The sequence below is a fragment of the Cellulosimicrobium cellulans genome (assembly GCF_016921195.1).
Classification (GTDB): Bacteria; Actinomycetota; Actinomycetes; order Actinomycetales; family Cellulomonadaceae; genus Cellulosimicrobium; species Cellulosimicrobium cellulans_F.
Window position 1 is genome coordinate 64,080 of the sequence record NZ_JAFGYF010000005.1, and the last position, 14,657, is coordinate 78,736.

The 14,657-nt window shown below is 73.9% G+C and carries 11 protein-coding genes; 3 read left to right on the forward strand and 8 right to left on the reverse strand.

Translation table 11 applies throughout. The annotated features are described in order from the left end of the window. The first annotated feature begins 39 nt into the window (after positions 1 to 39). The gene (locus tag JN535_RS12165) at positions 40 to 3,669 is read left to right on the forward strand and encodes a proline dehydrogenase family protein (RefSeq protein WP_205205827.1); all 3,630 of its coding nucleotides are present in this window, start codon (positions 40 to 42) and stop codon (positions 3,667 to 3,669) included. 5 nt (positions 3,670 to 3,674) lie between these two features. On the opposite strand, the gene JN535_RS12170 is transcribed toward JN535_RS12165, so the two are convergent. The 7 genes from JN535_RS12170 to JN535_RS12200 form a co-directional block, all read right to left on the reverse strand. Continuing rightward, the gene (locus JN535_RS12170) at positions 3,675 to 4,895 is read right to left on the reverse strand and encodes a DNA glycosylase AlkZ-like family protein (RefSeq protein ID WP_307868646.1); all 1,221 of its coding nucleotides are present in this window, start codon (positions 4,893 to 4,895) and stop codon (positions 3,675 to 3,677) included. A gap of 68 nt (positions 4,896 to 4,963) precedes the next feature. Continuing rightward, positions 4,964 to 5,980, reverse strand: coding sequence for a LacI family DNA-binding transcriptional regulator (locus JN535_RS12175; RefSeq protein WP_205205828.1), 1,017 nt, complete (start codon positions 5,978 to 5,980; stop codon positions 4,964 to 4,966). 55 nt (positions 5,981 to 6,035) lie between these two features. Then, positions 6,036 to 7,571: a glycoside hydrolase family 1 protein gene (locus tag JN535_RS12180; protein ID WP_205205829.1), complete on the reverse strand. Its 1,536-nt coding sequence runs from the start codon at positions 7,569 to 7,571 to the stop codon at positions 6,036 to 6,038. A 129-nt stretch (positions 7,572 to 7,700) separates the two neighbouring features. Then, complete coding sequence (locus tag JN535_RS12185) at positions 7,701 to 8,621, reverse strand: carbohydrate ABC transporter permease (RefSeq protein ID WP_205205830.1); 921 nt, start codon at positions 8,619 to 8,621, stop codon at positions 7,701 to 7,703. Further along, complete coding sequence (locus tag JN535_RS12190) at positions 8,618 to 9,742, reverse strand: carbohydrate ABC transporter permease (RefSeq protein WP_205205831.1); 1,125 nt, start codon at positions 9,740 to 9,742, stop codon at positions 8,618 to 8,620. The genes JN535_RS12185 and JN535_RS12190 overlap by 4 nt, the downstream gene beginning before the upstream one ends. A 121-nt stretch (positions 9,743 to 9,863) precedes the next feature. Beyond that, positions 9,864 to 11,195 (reverse strand): ABC transporter substrate-binding protein, encoded by a 1,332-nt coding sequence (locus JN535_RS12195; protein ID WP_205205832.1) that lies wholly within the window; start codon positions 11,193 to 11,195, stop codon positions 9,864 to 9,866. A 264-nt stretch (positions 11,196 to 11,459) separates the two neighbouring features. After that, a complete protein-coding gene (locus tag JN535_RS12200) occupies positions 11,460 to 11,960 on the reverse strand; it encodes a DUF2505 domain-containing protein (protein WP_205205833.1) in 501 nt (166 codons plus the stop codon). 144 nt (positions 11,961 to 12,104) lie between these two features. Between JN535_RS12200 and JN535_RS12205 the strand changes: the two genes are divergently transcribed. Then, positions 12,105 to 13,586, forward strand: coding sequence for a sensor histidine kinase (locus tag JN535_RS12205; RefSeq protein WP_205206000.1), 1,482 nt, complete (start codon positions 12,105 to 12,107; stop codon positions 13,584 to 13,586). Positions 13,587 to 13,709: 123 nt separating this feature from the next. On the opposite strand, the gene JN535_RS12210 is transcribed toward JN535_RS12205, so the two are convergent. Then, on the reverse strand, positions 13,710 to 13,958 hold the full coding sequence (locus tag JN535_RS12210) for a WhiB family transcriptional regulator (RefSeq protein WP_021481972.1): 249 nt from the start codon (positions 13,956 to 13,958) through the stop codon (positions 13,710 to 13,712). A gap of 237 nt (positions 13,959 to 14,195) precedes the next feature. On the opposite strand from JN535_RS12210, the gene JN535_RS12215 reads away from it, so the two are divergent. Next, the gene (locus JN535_RS12215) at positions 14,196 to 14,657 is read left to right on the forward strand and encodes a hypothetical protein (protein ID WP_205205834.1); all 462 of its coding nucleotides are present in this window, start codon (positions 14,196 to 14,198) and stop codon (positions 14,655 to 14,657) included.

Sequence of the window (14,657 nt, forward strand, 5' to 3'; positions counted from 1 at the left end):
TACAAGACGAGTCACCACGACCCGAGGCACCCTGGAGGGATGAGCAACGACGCGCCCGCCCGGCCGCTCCCCACCCCCGGAGCCGTCGGCGACACGACCTTCACTTCCCCGGACGACCTCGTCGAGGAGGCCGTGACCCTGGCCCGGCGTTGGCTCGCCGCCAGCGAAGGGGCGGGAGACGCCCGCGCGCGCAGGACCGCCGAGCGGCTCGGCGCGCTCGTCTCGGATCCCACGGGCCTCGAGCTCGCGGTCCGGTTCGTCGACGACGTCGCGCGGCCCCAGGACGTACAGGTCGCCGCGCGGGCGCTCGGCCGGCTCGGTGAGCTCGCGGGGAGTGCGGGCTCGTTCCTCGGCCCGGTCGACCGGACCCTGCTGCGCGTCGGGGCGGGGGTCGCCCCGGTGCTGCCGCGCGTCGTCGTGCCCGCCGCGCGCGTGCGGCTGCGCCAGCTCGTGGGCCACCTCGTCGCCGACGCCGGGAGCGGCCTCGGCCCGCACCTCGCCCGGACGCGGGCGGAGGGCTACACGCTCAACGTCAACCTCCTCGGCGAGGCCGTGCTCGGCGAGGCCGAGGCGGACGCGCGGCTCGAGCGCACGCTCGCGCTGGTGCGTCGCCCCGACGTGGACTACGTGTCGGTCAAGGTGTCGTCCGTCGCGTCGCAGCTCGTCACCTGGGACCTCGACGGGTCGTGCGCGCGCGTCGTCGCGCGGCTCCTGCCGCTCTACCGGGCCGCGCGCGAGCACGGCGTCTTCCTCAACCTCGACATGGAGGAGTACAAGGACCTCGCGCTCACGACCGCCGTCTTCCGCGAGATCCTCGCGCACGACGACCTGCACGACCTCGAGGCCGGGATCGTGCTCCAGGCGTACCTGCCCGACGCGCTCGGCGCGCTCGACGGGCTCACCCGGTTCGCGACCGAGCGCGTCGCCGCCGGGGGAGCGCCGATCAAGGTCCGCCTCGTCAAGGGCGCGAACCTCGCGATGGAGGCCGTCGAGGCCGAGCTGCACGGGTGGCCGCAGGCGCCCTACCCGACCAAGCCCGACGTCGACGCGAACTACGTCCGCCTGCTCGACCACGCGCTGCGTGAGCCACGCACCGACGCCGTGCGCATCGGCGTCGCGAGCCACAACCTGTTCCACGTCGCGCTCGCCGTGCTCCTCGGCCGGGCCCGTGGCGTGAGCCACGCGCTCGACGTCGAGATGCTCCAGGGCATGGCCCCCGGCGAGGCGCGCGCCGTGCGCGACGAGGTCGCGGCCGACCGCGTCGAGAGCGGCCCGCACGCGGGGCGCGGCGGTCGCGTCGTGCTGTACACGCCCGTCGTGCGCGACGAGGACTTCGACGTCGCGATCTCCTACCTCGTGCGCCGCCTCGAGGAGAACGCCGCCGAGCAGAACTTCCTGCACGCCATGTTCGCGCCCGACGCGTCGCCGGGGGGCAGCCCGATGGACCGCCAGGAGGCCGCGTTCCGCGCGTCCGTGCGCCACGGGGTGCACTACGCGGACGCCGACGTGTCGCCGCGCCGCCGCCCCCGCGCGGGGGCCCCGACCGCCGTCGGGCCGCACCAGCCCGCCGAGCCCGGGGTTATGGGCCAGGATGGCGCCGAACCCGGCCGTAAGCCCGGGTTCGGCGGGTTCGCGAACGCGGCCGACACCGACCCCGCCGTCGCCGCCTCGCGCGACTGGGCGCGGCACGTGACCGGGCCCGAGTCCGGGTACGTGCCCGTCCGCACGTCCCCGCTCACCTCCGTCGCGCAGGTGGACGACGCCGTCGCGACCGCCGTGCGCGCGACCGCGGCGTGGTCGCGGGTCGCGCCGACCGCCCGCGCCGCGGCGCTGCGCGCCGTCGCCCGGCGGCTCGAGGAGGCGCGCACCGACCTCGTCGCCGCGATGGTGCACGAGCCGGGCAAGACCGTCGCCGAGGCCGACCCCGAGGTGAGCGAGGCCGTCGACTTCGCGCGCTACTACGCCCGGTCCGCCGAGGACCTGGACCGCGTCCCGGGCGCCCGGTTCACGCCCGACGGCGTCACGCTCGTCACGCCGCCGTGGAACTTCCCCGTCGCGATCCCCGTGGGCGGGGTCCTCGCGGCGCTCGCGGCCGGGTCCGCCGTGCTCGCCAAGCCCGCGCCGCCGACGCCGCGCTGCCTCGAGGTCGCCGTCGAGGCGATCCACGCGGGCCTGCGCGACGCGGTGGCTGCGGCGCCCGGGGACTTCGCGGGGCTGGACGCGGGTTCGGTCGCCGAGGTCGTGCAGTACGTGCGCGTGCCCGACGACGAGCTCGGCACGCGCCTCGTCACGCACGACGACGTCGCGCGCGTCGTGCTCACGGGCTCGATCGAGACCGCGCAGCTCTTCGCGCGGTGGAAGCCGACGCGCCCGGTGCTCGCCGAGACGTCGGGCAAGAACGCGCTCGTCATCACGCCGTCGGCGGACCTCGACCTCGCGGTCGCCGACCTCGTGCGCTCGGCGTTCGGGCACGCCGGGCAGAAGTGCTCGGCCGCGTCGCTCGCGATCCTCGTCGGCTCGGCCGGCGACCCGCGGGCGGAGACGGGGCGGCGCGTGCGGCGCCAGCTCGTCGACGCGGTGCGCTCGCTCGCCGTCGGGCCGGCTACCGACGTCTCGACGACCATGGGCCCGCTCACCGAGCCCGCGTCGGGCAAGCTCCTGCACGCCCTGACGACCCTGGAGCCGGGGGAGTCGTGGCTCGTGCGGCCCCGGCAGCGGGACGGCGGGCCGGACCTCGAGGGCCGTCTCTGGACGCCGGGTCTCAAGGAGGGTGTCGCTCCCGGGTCGCCGTTCCACCTCACCGAGTACTTCGGTCCCGTGCTCGGGATCATGACCGCCGCGACGCTCGACGAGGCGGTCGCGCTCCAGAACGCCGTCCCGTTCGGCCTGACCGGCGGCATCCACAGCCTCGACGACGCCGAGGTCGAGCGCTGGCTCGACGCCGTCCAGGTGGGCAACGCCTACGTCAACCGGCACATCACCGGCGCGATCGTGCAGCGGCAGTCGTTCGGCGGCTGGAAGCAGTCGGCCGTCGGGCCGGGCGCCAAGGCCGGCGGGCCGAACTACGTCGCGCAGCTCGGCCGCTGGAGCGACGCGACGGGCGAGGACACCGACGAGGGTGCGGGGACGTCGTCGGGCAGCACGGCGCCGGGGCGAGCCGCGCCCAGCGACGCCGCGCCGCCCGCGCGCGACGCCGCTCCCGAGGCATGGCTCGCCTGGGCGAAGGCCGACGACGCGCGGTGGTGGGAGCGCGAGTTCTCGGTCGGCCACGACCCCTCGGGGCTGCACGTCGAGTCGAACGTGTTCCGCTACCGCCCGGTCGACGTGCTCACCGTGCGCGTCGGCGCGGACGCGCTGCCGATCGAGGTCGAGCGCGTGCTGCACGCTGCGCGCACGGCGGGCGTGCCGGTCGTCATCGTGCCGTCGTCCGGCGAGCCCGCGGTGAGCGACGACGACTTCGCGCGCCGCGTCGCGTCCGGCGCGGTCCGGGGACGGGTCCGTGTCGTCGGCTCCGCGCCCGGGCTGCACGAGGCCGTGGCCGAGCGCGTCGGCGACGTCACGGTCCTGGACCACCCCGTCGTCGCGAGCGGGCGTCGCGAGCTGCTCACGGTCCTGCACGAGCAGGCGGTCAGCCGCACGACGCACCGGTACGGGCACGTGAAGCGCTGAGCCCGCTACCTCGTGGGTGCGGCCCGCGCAGACGAGACGGTCACCGACGCCGCGTCGCGGAACGCGCGCAGGCGGTCGGCCTGCTCGGCGACCGCCTCGACGAGCCCGGCGTCCCACGGGACCCACGGGTCGGTGAGGATCGTGAGCCGCCGGCCGGCCGTGCGGGGGCGCCACGTCCCCACGACCTCGCCGTCGGCGAGCACGGCCCCGGGCCGGCCGAGGACGCGCCACAGGTCCTTGGCGCGCGCCTCGTCCGCCACGAGCGTGGAGCGGTCGCGCAGCTGGAGGTACAGGTCGTAGGGGCCCACGAGCCGGACGACGGGCGCACCTGCGCCCGGGCGTGCGTCGCGGCGACGCGCCGCGGCGCCCGGGAGCCGATCGACGTCGCCGGCCAGGGCCCAGCGATCGGCAGGGCGCGCGCCGGGCTCGGCGTCGGCGATCTCGACGCGCACCGCGTCGTCGGGCCAGTGGGCCCGCACGTCCTTGACCGGCGCGTCGAGGAACCCCGCGACGTCCTGGACGCTCGAGGCGGGGAAGAAGCGCAGGTAGCCCCGCACGACGTCGAGGCGCGGCGGGGCGTCGCCCCCGAGGCGGCCGTAGAGCGACGGCTCGAGACCGGGGACCCGCCGCAGCACGGGCGGCGACGTGCCGGGCTCGAGCTCGAGCCCGGCCTGGAGCGCGGCGAGACGGAACGTCTGCTCGTAGCTGTGCGTCGCGCCGCAGGGGCGGCACCAGCGCAGGTGCGGCTCGGGAAGGCGCGGCGTGAGTCGCGTCGAGAGGTCTCCCTTGACGGTCGGTCCGACGACGAGCTCGCGCTCGAGCCGTGCCTCGGTGCGCAGGGCGTCCAGGACGGCGATCCCCGCCGCGCGCAGCGGCCGGCTCGCGTCGTAGACGCGCTTGGCCGCGTCGGGCTCGGAGAGCGGGGCGGTCGCGACGGCGACGTCGCCCAGGTCCGCGCGCCGGTAGACGTGCGGCGCGCCGCGCAGCGTCCAGGCGAGGGCGAGGTCCGGCGGGAGGCTGCCCGGCGCCACGGCCGGGGCGCCGCGCACGGCGAGGGCCCAGGCGGCGCCGTCGGGTCCCGTGTCCTGCACGCCCAGGTCGAGCACGGCGACGTCGGTGGGCGAGGCGGCCGCGCCCGGCGCGCGGTCGAGCTGCTGGGCGTGCCAGCGTGCCGCCAGCACGTCGGCGCGCGAGAGCGGGGTCGGGGGTGCCGAGGACGAGGTCACGACCTCAGGCTACGAGTGTCCGCCCACGTCGCCGCGGCGCCCGCAGCAGGACGCCACGGCAGGGGAGGTCAGACCGAGTCGCGCTCGACGAGCTCCGGGGAGAGCACCTGCGATGAGATCTCGTCCCCGCGCCCGCCGACGAGGTCGAGCAGGAGGTCGGTCGCGCCCCGGACCATCTCGACCATCGGGTTCTGGACCGTGGTGAGCGGGGGCGACGTCGTGGCCGCGTTCGCGAGGTTGTCGAAACCGACGACCGACACGTCGCGCGGCACGTCGCGACCGTGAGCCGCGAGCACGCGCAGCGCACCCTCCGCCATGAGGTCGGACGCGACGAACAGGCCGTCGACGTCGGGGTGCGCCGCAAGGATGCGCTCCATCGCGGCAGCGCCGCCCGCGACGGCGAAGTCGCCGATCTCGACCGCGTCGTCGGGCAGGCCCGCACCCTGCAGCACCTCGCGCCAGCCCGTGAGCCGGTCGACTCCGGCCGTCATGTCCTGCGGGCCGGCGATCGTCGCGATGCGACGGCGGCCCGCCTCGACGAGCCGGCGCGCCGCGAGGCGGCCGCCCTCGACGTTGTCGACGTCGACGTAGAGGAGGTCGGGCGTCGGGCGGAACGGCCGCCCGACGAACACCGCGGGCAGCCGGGCCGCGAGCAAGGCCTCCTCGAGCTCGTCGTCGCGGTGGTGCGACGCGACGATCGCGCCGTCCACGTGCCCGCTGCTCAGGTAGCGCACGATGCGGCCGGGCTGCTCGTCGGGCCGCGCGAACAGCAGGACGAGCTGGAGGTCCGTGCCGCCGAGGGCCGCACTGACGCCGCGCATCGTGCCCGCGAGGAACGGGTCGGTCAGGATGCGCTCGTCCGGCTCGGGGACCACGAGGGCGATCGAGTCGGTGCGGCGCGTCACGAGCGAGCGGGCGGCGCGGTTGGGCGTGTAGCCGAGCTGCGCGACGGCGGCGTCGACCGCCGCCTGGGCCTCGGGGGACACCCGCAGGCCGCCGTTGATGGCGCGCGACGCCGTCGAACGTGAGACACCCGCCGTCTGGGCCACCTCGTCCAGGGTCGGCGCGGAGCGCAGGCTGTTCATCACGACAGTATCCCGCGCGCGGCCGCTCGACCGCACCGCCCCGCTCACCGTGTCGTCACTCCCCGGCGGCGGCGTCCACGGCGGACGTCTCGCGTGCCGGGACCGCGTTGTCACGCGCGACCTGCGCGTACCACGCGCCGCTCGCCTTGACCGTGCGCTCCTGCGTCTCGTAGTCGACGCGGACGATGCCGAACCGCTTGGTGTAGCCGAGCGCCCACTCGAAGTTGTCGAGGAGCGACCACGCGAAGTACCCGCGGACGTCCGCGCCCGCGTCGATCGCGTCGCGCGTCGCACGCAGGTGCGCGTCGATGAACTCGAGCCGGTCCTGGTCGTCCACGGAGCCGTCCTCCCCCACCGTGTCGGGGTAGGCCGCGCCGTTCTCCGTGATGTACATCGCCACGCCGCGCGGCCCGGTGAAGTCGCGCTGCAGACGCGTGAGCAGGCGCGTCAGCCCCTCAGGCTGCACCTCCCACCCCATGTCCGTGCGAGGCAGCCCGCGCGAGCGGTCGTGCACGCCGTCGGCGGCGGGGTACGGGGACGACGTCGTACGGACCGGCGCCTCGTCCGCGGGCTCGTCACGCACGCCCTCGGGGCGCGTCCCGCCCCCGGCCGCGGCCGCGGGCAAGGGGTGGCCGGAGACGGCGCCGCCGTTGTAGTAGTTGACCCCGAGCGTGTCGATCGGCGTCGAGATGATCTCGAGGTCGCCGTCCTTCACGTGGTCGAGCAGACCGTAGGGCGCGACGTCCTCGAGGACGTCCTCGGGGTACTCGCCGTGGAAGACCGGGTCGAGGAAGATCCGGTTGAACTGCCCGTCGATACGGCGGGCGGCGTCGACGTCGGCCGGGTCCTGCGGGTCGACCGGGTCGGAGACGGTGAAGTTCAGCGTGAGGCCGAGGTTCGCGTCCGGCGCACGCTCGCGCAGCGCCTGGACGGCGAGGCCGTGGCCGAGCAGGAGGTGGTGCGCCGCGGCGAGGCCGTCCTCGCGCGACTGGCGGCCGGGCGCGTGCACGCCCGCGGTGTAGCCGAGGAAGGCCGAGCACCACGGCTCGTTGAGCGTCGTCCACACGCCCACGCGGTCGCCGAGCGCCTCGTGCATCGTCACCGCGTACTCGGCGAAGAGGTAGGCGGTGTCGCGCGACGTCCAGCCGCCCTTCTCCTCGAGCGCCTGCGGGAGGTCCCAGTGGTACAGCGTCAGCCAGGGCAGGATGTCCGCGCCGAGCAGCTCGTCGACGAGACGGTCGTAGAAGGCGATGCCCGCCGGGTTGGGCGCGCCGCCGTCGGGCCGGACGCGCGCCCACGACGTCGAGAACCGGTACGTGCCGAGGTTGAGCTCGCGCATGAGCGCGACGTCCTCCCGGTACCGGTGGTAGTGGTCGCACGCGACCATGCCGTCGTCGCCGTTCACGACGGCGCCCGGCACACGGGCGAACGCGTCCCACACCGAGTCCGTGCGGCCGTCGGTGTGCCCTGCGCCCTCGATCTGGAACGCCGCGGTCGCGGCGCCCCAGAGGAAGCCCGGGGGCATCTCGACGCGTCCGGTCGCGGTCGCCGGGTTCGGGAGGAGGGGCGCGGACGGGACGAAGCTGGTCATGGGTCGATTGTCCTTCGAGAGGTCGAGGAGTGGCGCGCGGGCGGGCGGTGGGCCCGCCCGCGCGACGGTCGGCCGCGCGGCGGCGCGCACCGGGCGGTGCGCGACGGGGCCGCGCGGTGGCGCCGGGCGTCAGCCCTTGACGGCGCCCTGCATGATGCCCGCCACGAGCTGGCGGCCGGTGAACATGAAGATGACGATGAGGGGGAGGGTCACGAGGAAGATCCCCGCCATGACGAGCGAGTAGTCGACGAAGTAGTTCGCCTGGAGGGATCGCACGACCAGCGGCAGCGTCGGGTTGTTCTGGTTGAGCACGATCGACGGCCAGAAGAAGTTCGTCCACTGCTGCACGAACGTGAAGAGGCCGAGCATCGCGGCGGCGGGGCGCGCGGCGGGGAGCGCGATCGACCAGAACGTGCGGAACATCGACGCACCGTCGACGCGGGCCGCCTCGATGAGCTCGTACGGCAGCGCCTCGCCCAGGTACTGCGTCATCCAGAAGACGCCGAACGTGGTGACGAGCGCCGGCACGATGACCGCCTGGAGCTTGCCGATCCAGCCCAGGTCCGACATGAGGATGTACATGGGGATGACGCCGAGCTGCGTGGGGACCGCCATCGTCGCGATGACGAAGACGAGCAGCGGGCCACGGCCGCGGAACCGCAGCTTCGCGAACGAGAAGCCGGCCAGGGTCGAGAACAGCACGACCGAGAGCGACGTGAGCACCGCGACGACCACCGAGTTCCACGCGGCCTTCCAGAAGTTGATCGCGTCCGAGCTCATGACGTCGGCGAACCGGTCGAACAGGCTCGCGTCCGGCAGGAGCTGCGGCAGTGCGCTGCGCGAGATCTCCTCGGGCGTCGACGAGCCCAGGATCAGGGTGAAGTACAGCGGGAACACCGAGATGAGCAGGACGATCCCGAGGATCGTGTACGTGACCCAGCGGGGCCGGCGCTGGGCGCCACCGACGTACTTGCCGGCGCGGCGGCGTCGGGCGGCGGCGCGGGCCGCGCCGGGTCCGGCGGTCTGGGCGATGACGGGGACGGAGCTCATCGCTTCCTCCGGTCGGTCGTGCTGGCGGCGGTCGGGACGGACGCCTCGGTCCCCGCGGCGGAGCGCTGGGCGGAGAGGGCGTCCTCGGCGCGGCGGCGATTGCGCGCCTCGCTCTGGCGGCGCACCGACCGCGGCGGCCGTGGCCGCGCGTTCGACGTGGCGATGCGGCGGGTCACGAGGAAGTTGATCATCCCGATGACGATGATGAGGAGGAACAGCAGCCAGGCGACCGCGGCCGCGCGGCCGAAGTTCTTCTGGTTGCCCCACGCGACGTCGTAGAGGTAGAGCACGGTGGTCATCCACTGCCGGTCGGCGCCGCCGAGGCCCTGCGCGTCGTACATGCGGGGCTCGTCGAAGATCTGCAGGCCGCCGATGGTCGACGTGATGACGACGAAGATGATCGTGGCGCGGATCTGCGGGACGGTCACCGAGAAGAACTGGCGCACGCGCCCGGCGCCGTCGATGATCGCCGCCTCGTAGAGCTCGCGCGGCACGGCCTGCATCGCGGCGAGGAAGATCAGCGCGTTGTAGCCCGTCCAGCGGAAGTTCACCATCGAGGCGATGGCCACGTGGCTCGCGAGCGCGTCCGCGTGCCACCGGATCGGCTCGATGCCGACGAGGCCCAGGAGCTCGTTGATGAGGCCGTACTGGTCCGCGAAGAGGCGGCCGAAGATCATCGACACCGCGACGGGAGCGACGACGTAGGGGAGCAGGACTCCCATGCGCCAGAACGTGGCGGCGCGCAGGTTCTGGTCGAGGAGCGCGGCGATCGCGATGGCGGCGATCACCTGGGGCACCGACGACAGCAGGAAGATCGAGACGGTGTTGCGCAACGACTTCCAGAACGTCGGCTGCGCGAGCACGTCCGTGTAGTTCTGCAGGCCGACGAAGTCGCCCTGGCCGCCGAGCAGGTTCCAGTCGTAGACCGAGACCACGGCGGTGTACACGAGCGGGAAGAGCCCCGTGATCGCGAACAGGATGAAGAAGGGCGAGATGTACAGGTAGGGCGAGACCTTGACGTCCCAGCGGCTCAGGCGCTGGGAGAAGCCGACGCGGCGCGGCGCGCGCGGCGTCGGCCCGCTGAGCCCGGGCGTGGGCTGGGTGGGCGAGATGACGGCCATGTGGGTTCCTGGGCTGCTGGTGGCTGCTGGGTCGCTGCCGGGGCGGCGGCGGGCGGGAGCGCCCGCGGACGGACATGGACGGGGCCGGTGCGGCAGGTCGTGCCGCCCCGGCCCCGTCAGGTCACAGACCCAGGTCCTGGAAGGACTGGAGCGTCTTCTGCCACGAGGACGCGGCGTCGTCGGTCTTCTCGACGTCCACGCGCTTGATGCCGTCCTGGACGGTCGTGTGGATCGAGAAGTAGTGCGCGCCCTTGAACGGAGCGCTGTCGATCGCGAGCGCCCGGTTCACGAAGATCGTGCCGACAGGGGCGTCGTTGAAGAAGTCGTTCGTGAACGACTGCACGGCGTCGGACTCCTGCGCCTCGAGCTGCGACGGGAACGTGCCGGCGTTCTCGAACGCGGTCGTCTGCTGCGCCGGGTCCGTGAGCCACGCCGCGAGCTCCTTGGCCGCCTCGGCGTGCGGGCCGGAGGCCGGGACGGTGAGGAACGAGCCACCCCAGTTGAGACCGCCGCCGGGGAAGACGTCGGCGACGTTCCAGCCGGTGACGCCGCCGGAGCGCTCCTCGATCGGGCCGGTCATCCAGGCCGGGCAGATCATCGTCGCGAAGCCGTTGTTCTGGAACGCGGCGTCCCAGTCACCGGACCACTGCTCGAGGCCCGCGGACAGGCCGTTCGTCGTCGACTGCTCGACGACCGTGTCGTAGATGTCGATGATCGGCTGGTTCGACGCGAGGTCCTTGGGCGTGCCGTCGGCCTCCTCGTACGCGTTGTCGATCTGGTTGACCATCGCCTGGGAGATCGACATCGCGGAGTCGTACCAGGCGGCGTCGCTCGCGGCGACGAAGGTCGCGCCCGCGGCGAAGTAGTCGTCCCAGGTCGCGTCCTCGCCGCCGAGGAGCTCCGCCACCTCGGCGGGGTCGGTCGGAAGGCCGGCGGCCTCGAAGAGGTCCTGGCGGTAGCAGATCGCGCTCGGGCCGATGTCGGTGCCGTAGCCGATGAGCTTGCCGTCCGGCGTCGTCGCCTGCTGGACCTTCCAGTCCACCCAGCGGCCGTCGAGCGACGGGTCCGTGAGGTCGGTGAAGAGGTCGGGGAACTGCATGAGCTCGGGGAGCCAGTCGACCTCGATGGCCTCGATGTCCGCCAGGCCCTCGCCGCCGGCGGCGAGCTTGGTCGTGAGGTTGGTGCGCGCGTCCTCGGACTTCGCCGCCTTGGTCTGCTTGACGGTGACGTTCGGGTGCTCCTCGGTGTACGCGGCGAGGAGCTCGTCGGTGTACCCGAAGTCGTTGAACGTGGCGACGGTGAGCGTGATCTTCTCGTCGTCGGAGCCCGTCTCGGCGCCGTTCGAGCCGGAGCCGCTCGAGCACGCGGTCAGGGTGAGGGTGATGGCCGCGAGGCCTGCGACGGCGGTGATCGCCTTGCGGGGCCGGCGGGTCGTACGGGTGCTGCTCAGCACGGTGACTCCCTTGTCGGTGGGGCGGGGTCGTGGCAGCGCTCCCACCTCCGAATGTGGTAGCGCTTCCACACAACGGGGTGATCGTGCTTTCCCATCGGAACCCGTGTCAAGCCGCGGTCGCGACGGGGAAGGCGTGGTTGCGCTCCCACTCCGGCGTCTTCGCAGGTCACAGGCGTTTCCGGACCGACCGATCGGTAGGGTTTGGCGGAAATCGTTACCGGTTCGAGACCGGTTCCGCGGCGGCTCGGGCGCCGGTGCGCCGCGTCAGCGCGCGAGCCATTCCCGGCCCGCGGCCTCCTCCGCCGCGAGCGCCGCGCGGACGGCCTCCGCGGCCGCCTGCTCGATCGCGCCGCCGAACAGCGGCACCGAGGCCTTCACCTCGCCCGTGTAACGCTCGACGGTCCCGTCGCCGTCGGGGGAGAGCGTCACCGTCCCGGTGAGCCGCACGGGGGCGCCGGTGATCTCGAGCGACACGGTCCCCGACCGCTCGCCGTCGCGCTCGGGTTCCCACGCCTCGGCCTGGCGGAGCTCGAGCTGGCCCCCGACGAAGGACCGGACGTGGGCCGGGATCTGGTCGGTGGGCAGCGTGCGACGCACGGTCACGGTGAACCCCTCGGCGGCACCGCCGGTGACGTCGACCTGCTCGACTCGGGCGTCGGCGCCGCCCGAGCGCGCGGCGCGCCAGCGGACGAACTCCTCGTCCGCGAGCATCGCGCCGACCTCGGGGACGGCAGCGGGGTAGCGGAGCTCGACGCTCAGGTGCACGGGACCTCCTCGGGCCACGGGCCGACGTGCCGCCGACCCGTGCGGGCGGCCGCCGGGTCGGTCGGCGGGTTCGGGCGACCGCGCGCGCGGGCGCTGAGGGGACTCTACCGGTCCGACCCCTCTACGCTGGGGTCCGTGTCTGCCATGAGTGACCTCATCTCCCGCCACGCCGACCTCAGCCCGGCGGACAACGAGTGGTTGCACCTGCTCGTGGGCGACTGGCAGGTGATCTCCGACCTCGCCTTCGCGGACCTGGTCCTGTGGCTCCCCACGACCGACGGCAACTTCGTCGCCGTCTCGCAGTGCCGCCCGTCGACCGGCGCGACCGTCCACTACGACGACATCGTCGGCTCGTTCGCGCCGGAGGGGCAGCGCCCGCAGCTCGAGCGCGCCCTCACCGAGGCCCGGTCGCAGCGTTCGCGCGAGCCGCGCTGGTTCGGCGCGTACGCGGTCCGCGAGGAGGCGATCCCGGTCGTCCACGAGGGCCGGGCGATCGCCGTCGTCGCGCGGCAGACCAACCTCGGGAGCGGGCGCACGCCCTCCCGCCTCGAGCTCAACTACGTCGAGGCCGCGGACGACCTCATCGCGATGATCTCGCGCGGCGAGTTCCCCTTCCCGAACGCGGCGACGGGACCGCGCCGCGGCGCCCCGCGCGTCGGCGACGGCCTCATCCGCCTCAACTCCGAGGGCGAGGTCCTCTACGCGAGCCCCAACGCGCTGAGCTGCTTCCACCGCCTCGGCGTCATCGGCCCGCTCGTCGGTCGGTCGCTCGCGGAGGTGACGGCCGACCTCATCGAGCACCAGACCCCGGTCGACGAGTCGCTCCCGCTCGTCGTCATGGGGCGCGCGCCCTGGCGCACGGAGATCGAGGCGCAGCGCGTCGCGCTCTCGCTGCGCGCGCTCCCGCTGACCGAGTCGGGTCAGCGCATCGGTGCCGTGCTGCTCTGTCGCGACGTGTCGGAGCTGCGGCGGCGCGAGCGCGAGCTCATCACCAAGGACGCGACGATCCGCGAGATCCACCACCGCGTGAAGAACAACCTCCAGACCGTCGCCGCGCTCCTGCGCCTCCAGGCCCGCCGTATGGACGTCCCCGAGGCGCGCGCAGCCCTCGAGGAGGCCATGCGCCGCGTCGCGACGATCGCGCTCGTGCACGAGAGCCTGTCGCAGACGCTCGACGAGGAGGTCGAGTTCGACGACATGGTGGGCCGGGCCCTGCGCCTCGCCGCCGACGTCGCGTCGGCCGACACGAGCGTGCGCACCGTCCGCACCGGGAGCTTCGGGCTCGTGCCCGCGGAGGACGCCACCCCGCTCGCCCTCATCCTCACCGAGCTCGTCACCAACGCCGTCGAGCACGGCCTCGCGAAGCAGGAGACCGGGACGGTCGAGGTCGCGGTCGAGCGCGAGGGCTCCGCCCTGCGCATCGTGGTCGCGGACGACGGCGTCGGCATGCCCGACGGCGACGTCGCCCGGGCGGGCAAGGCCGCGAAGAGCGGGCTGGGGACGCAGATCGTGCGCACGCTCGTGACGAACGAGCTCGGCGGCACCATCGAGTGGTCGCCACGTCCCGGCGGGGGCACGCAGGTCGTGCTCGCGCTCGTCCTGCGCGACGGCAACCGGCAGGGCTGAGCCCCTCGGGCCCGGCGCACGACTGCCTGGCACGACCGCCCGGCACGACGACGGGCCGCCACCCCGGAGGGTGACGGCCCGTCGTCGACGTGCTGCTCGACGCCCGTGCAGGGCGGAGCGTGGTCAGCCGGCGCGGCGCGCGCGGGCGGTGCGGCGCTTGAGGGCGCGGCGCTCGTCCTCGGAGAGGCCGCCCCAGACGCCCGCGTCCTGCCCGGACTCGATGGCCCACTTGAGGCACGTGTCGACGACGTCGCAGCGACGGCAGACGGCCTTCGCCTCCTCGATCTGGAGGAGCGCGGGTCCGGTGTTGCCGATGGGGAAGAAGAGCTCGGGGTCTTCGTCGAGGCAGGCTGCGCGGTGGCGCCAGTCCATGATCGTCGTCTCCTTGGCAGAGGGGAGCCTGGTCGCGAGGTGATGGCTCGTCGCGGTGATGCCCGGCAGGGGGCTGCCTGGACCAGGGCTCGAGGCGGGGGGTGATTGATGCTTGAACCAGGTTCACACCTCGTGAAGCGCAGCACAAGGGGTTACGAGAGAGTTTCCATCGCATGAATCGTGAGGTCTTCGTCACACGGGTGTGAAGCCGCAGGTCGGCGCGTACGCTGGGTGATCGTGCCTCCTCGCAAGCCCTCCGGACAGCCGCCCGAGCAGCCGCCGACGACGCCTTCACCGGCGCCCGACGGCGCGTCGCGACCCCCGGCGCTGACCGCGCTCGTCGTCGGGGTCGGGATCGAGGTCGCGGTCCTCGCCGTGGGTGCGGTCCTCCTCCTCGTCGAGCTCGTGCGCGGCGGGTCGCAGTCGTTCGGGGTCAGCGTGTTCCTCGTCGTCTTCGCGCTGGGCGTCGCCGCGGTGCTCGCGGCGAGCCTGCGCGGCCTGCTGCGCGGGCAGCGCTGGGCGCGGTCGCCGGTCGCGACGTGGCAGATCCTCCAGGCGGTCGTGGCGATCAGCTCGCTCCAGGTGGGCGTCACGCCGTGGGTCGTCGCCGCGCTCGTGCTCGCCGTGGTGGTCTTCGTCCTCCTCATGCTGCGGCCGGTCGTCGAGGCGACGACCCGTGACTCGCGGGCCGCGGCCTGA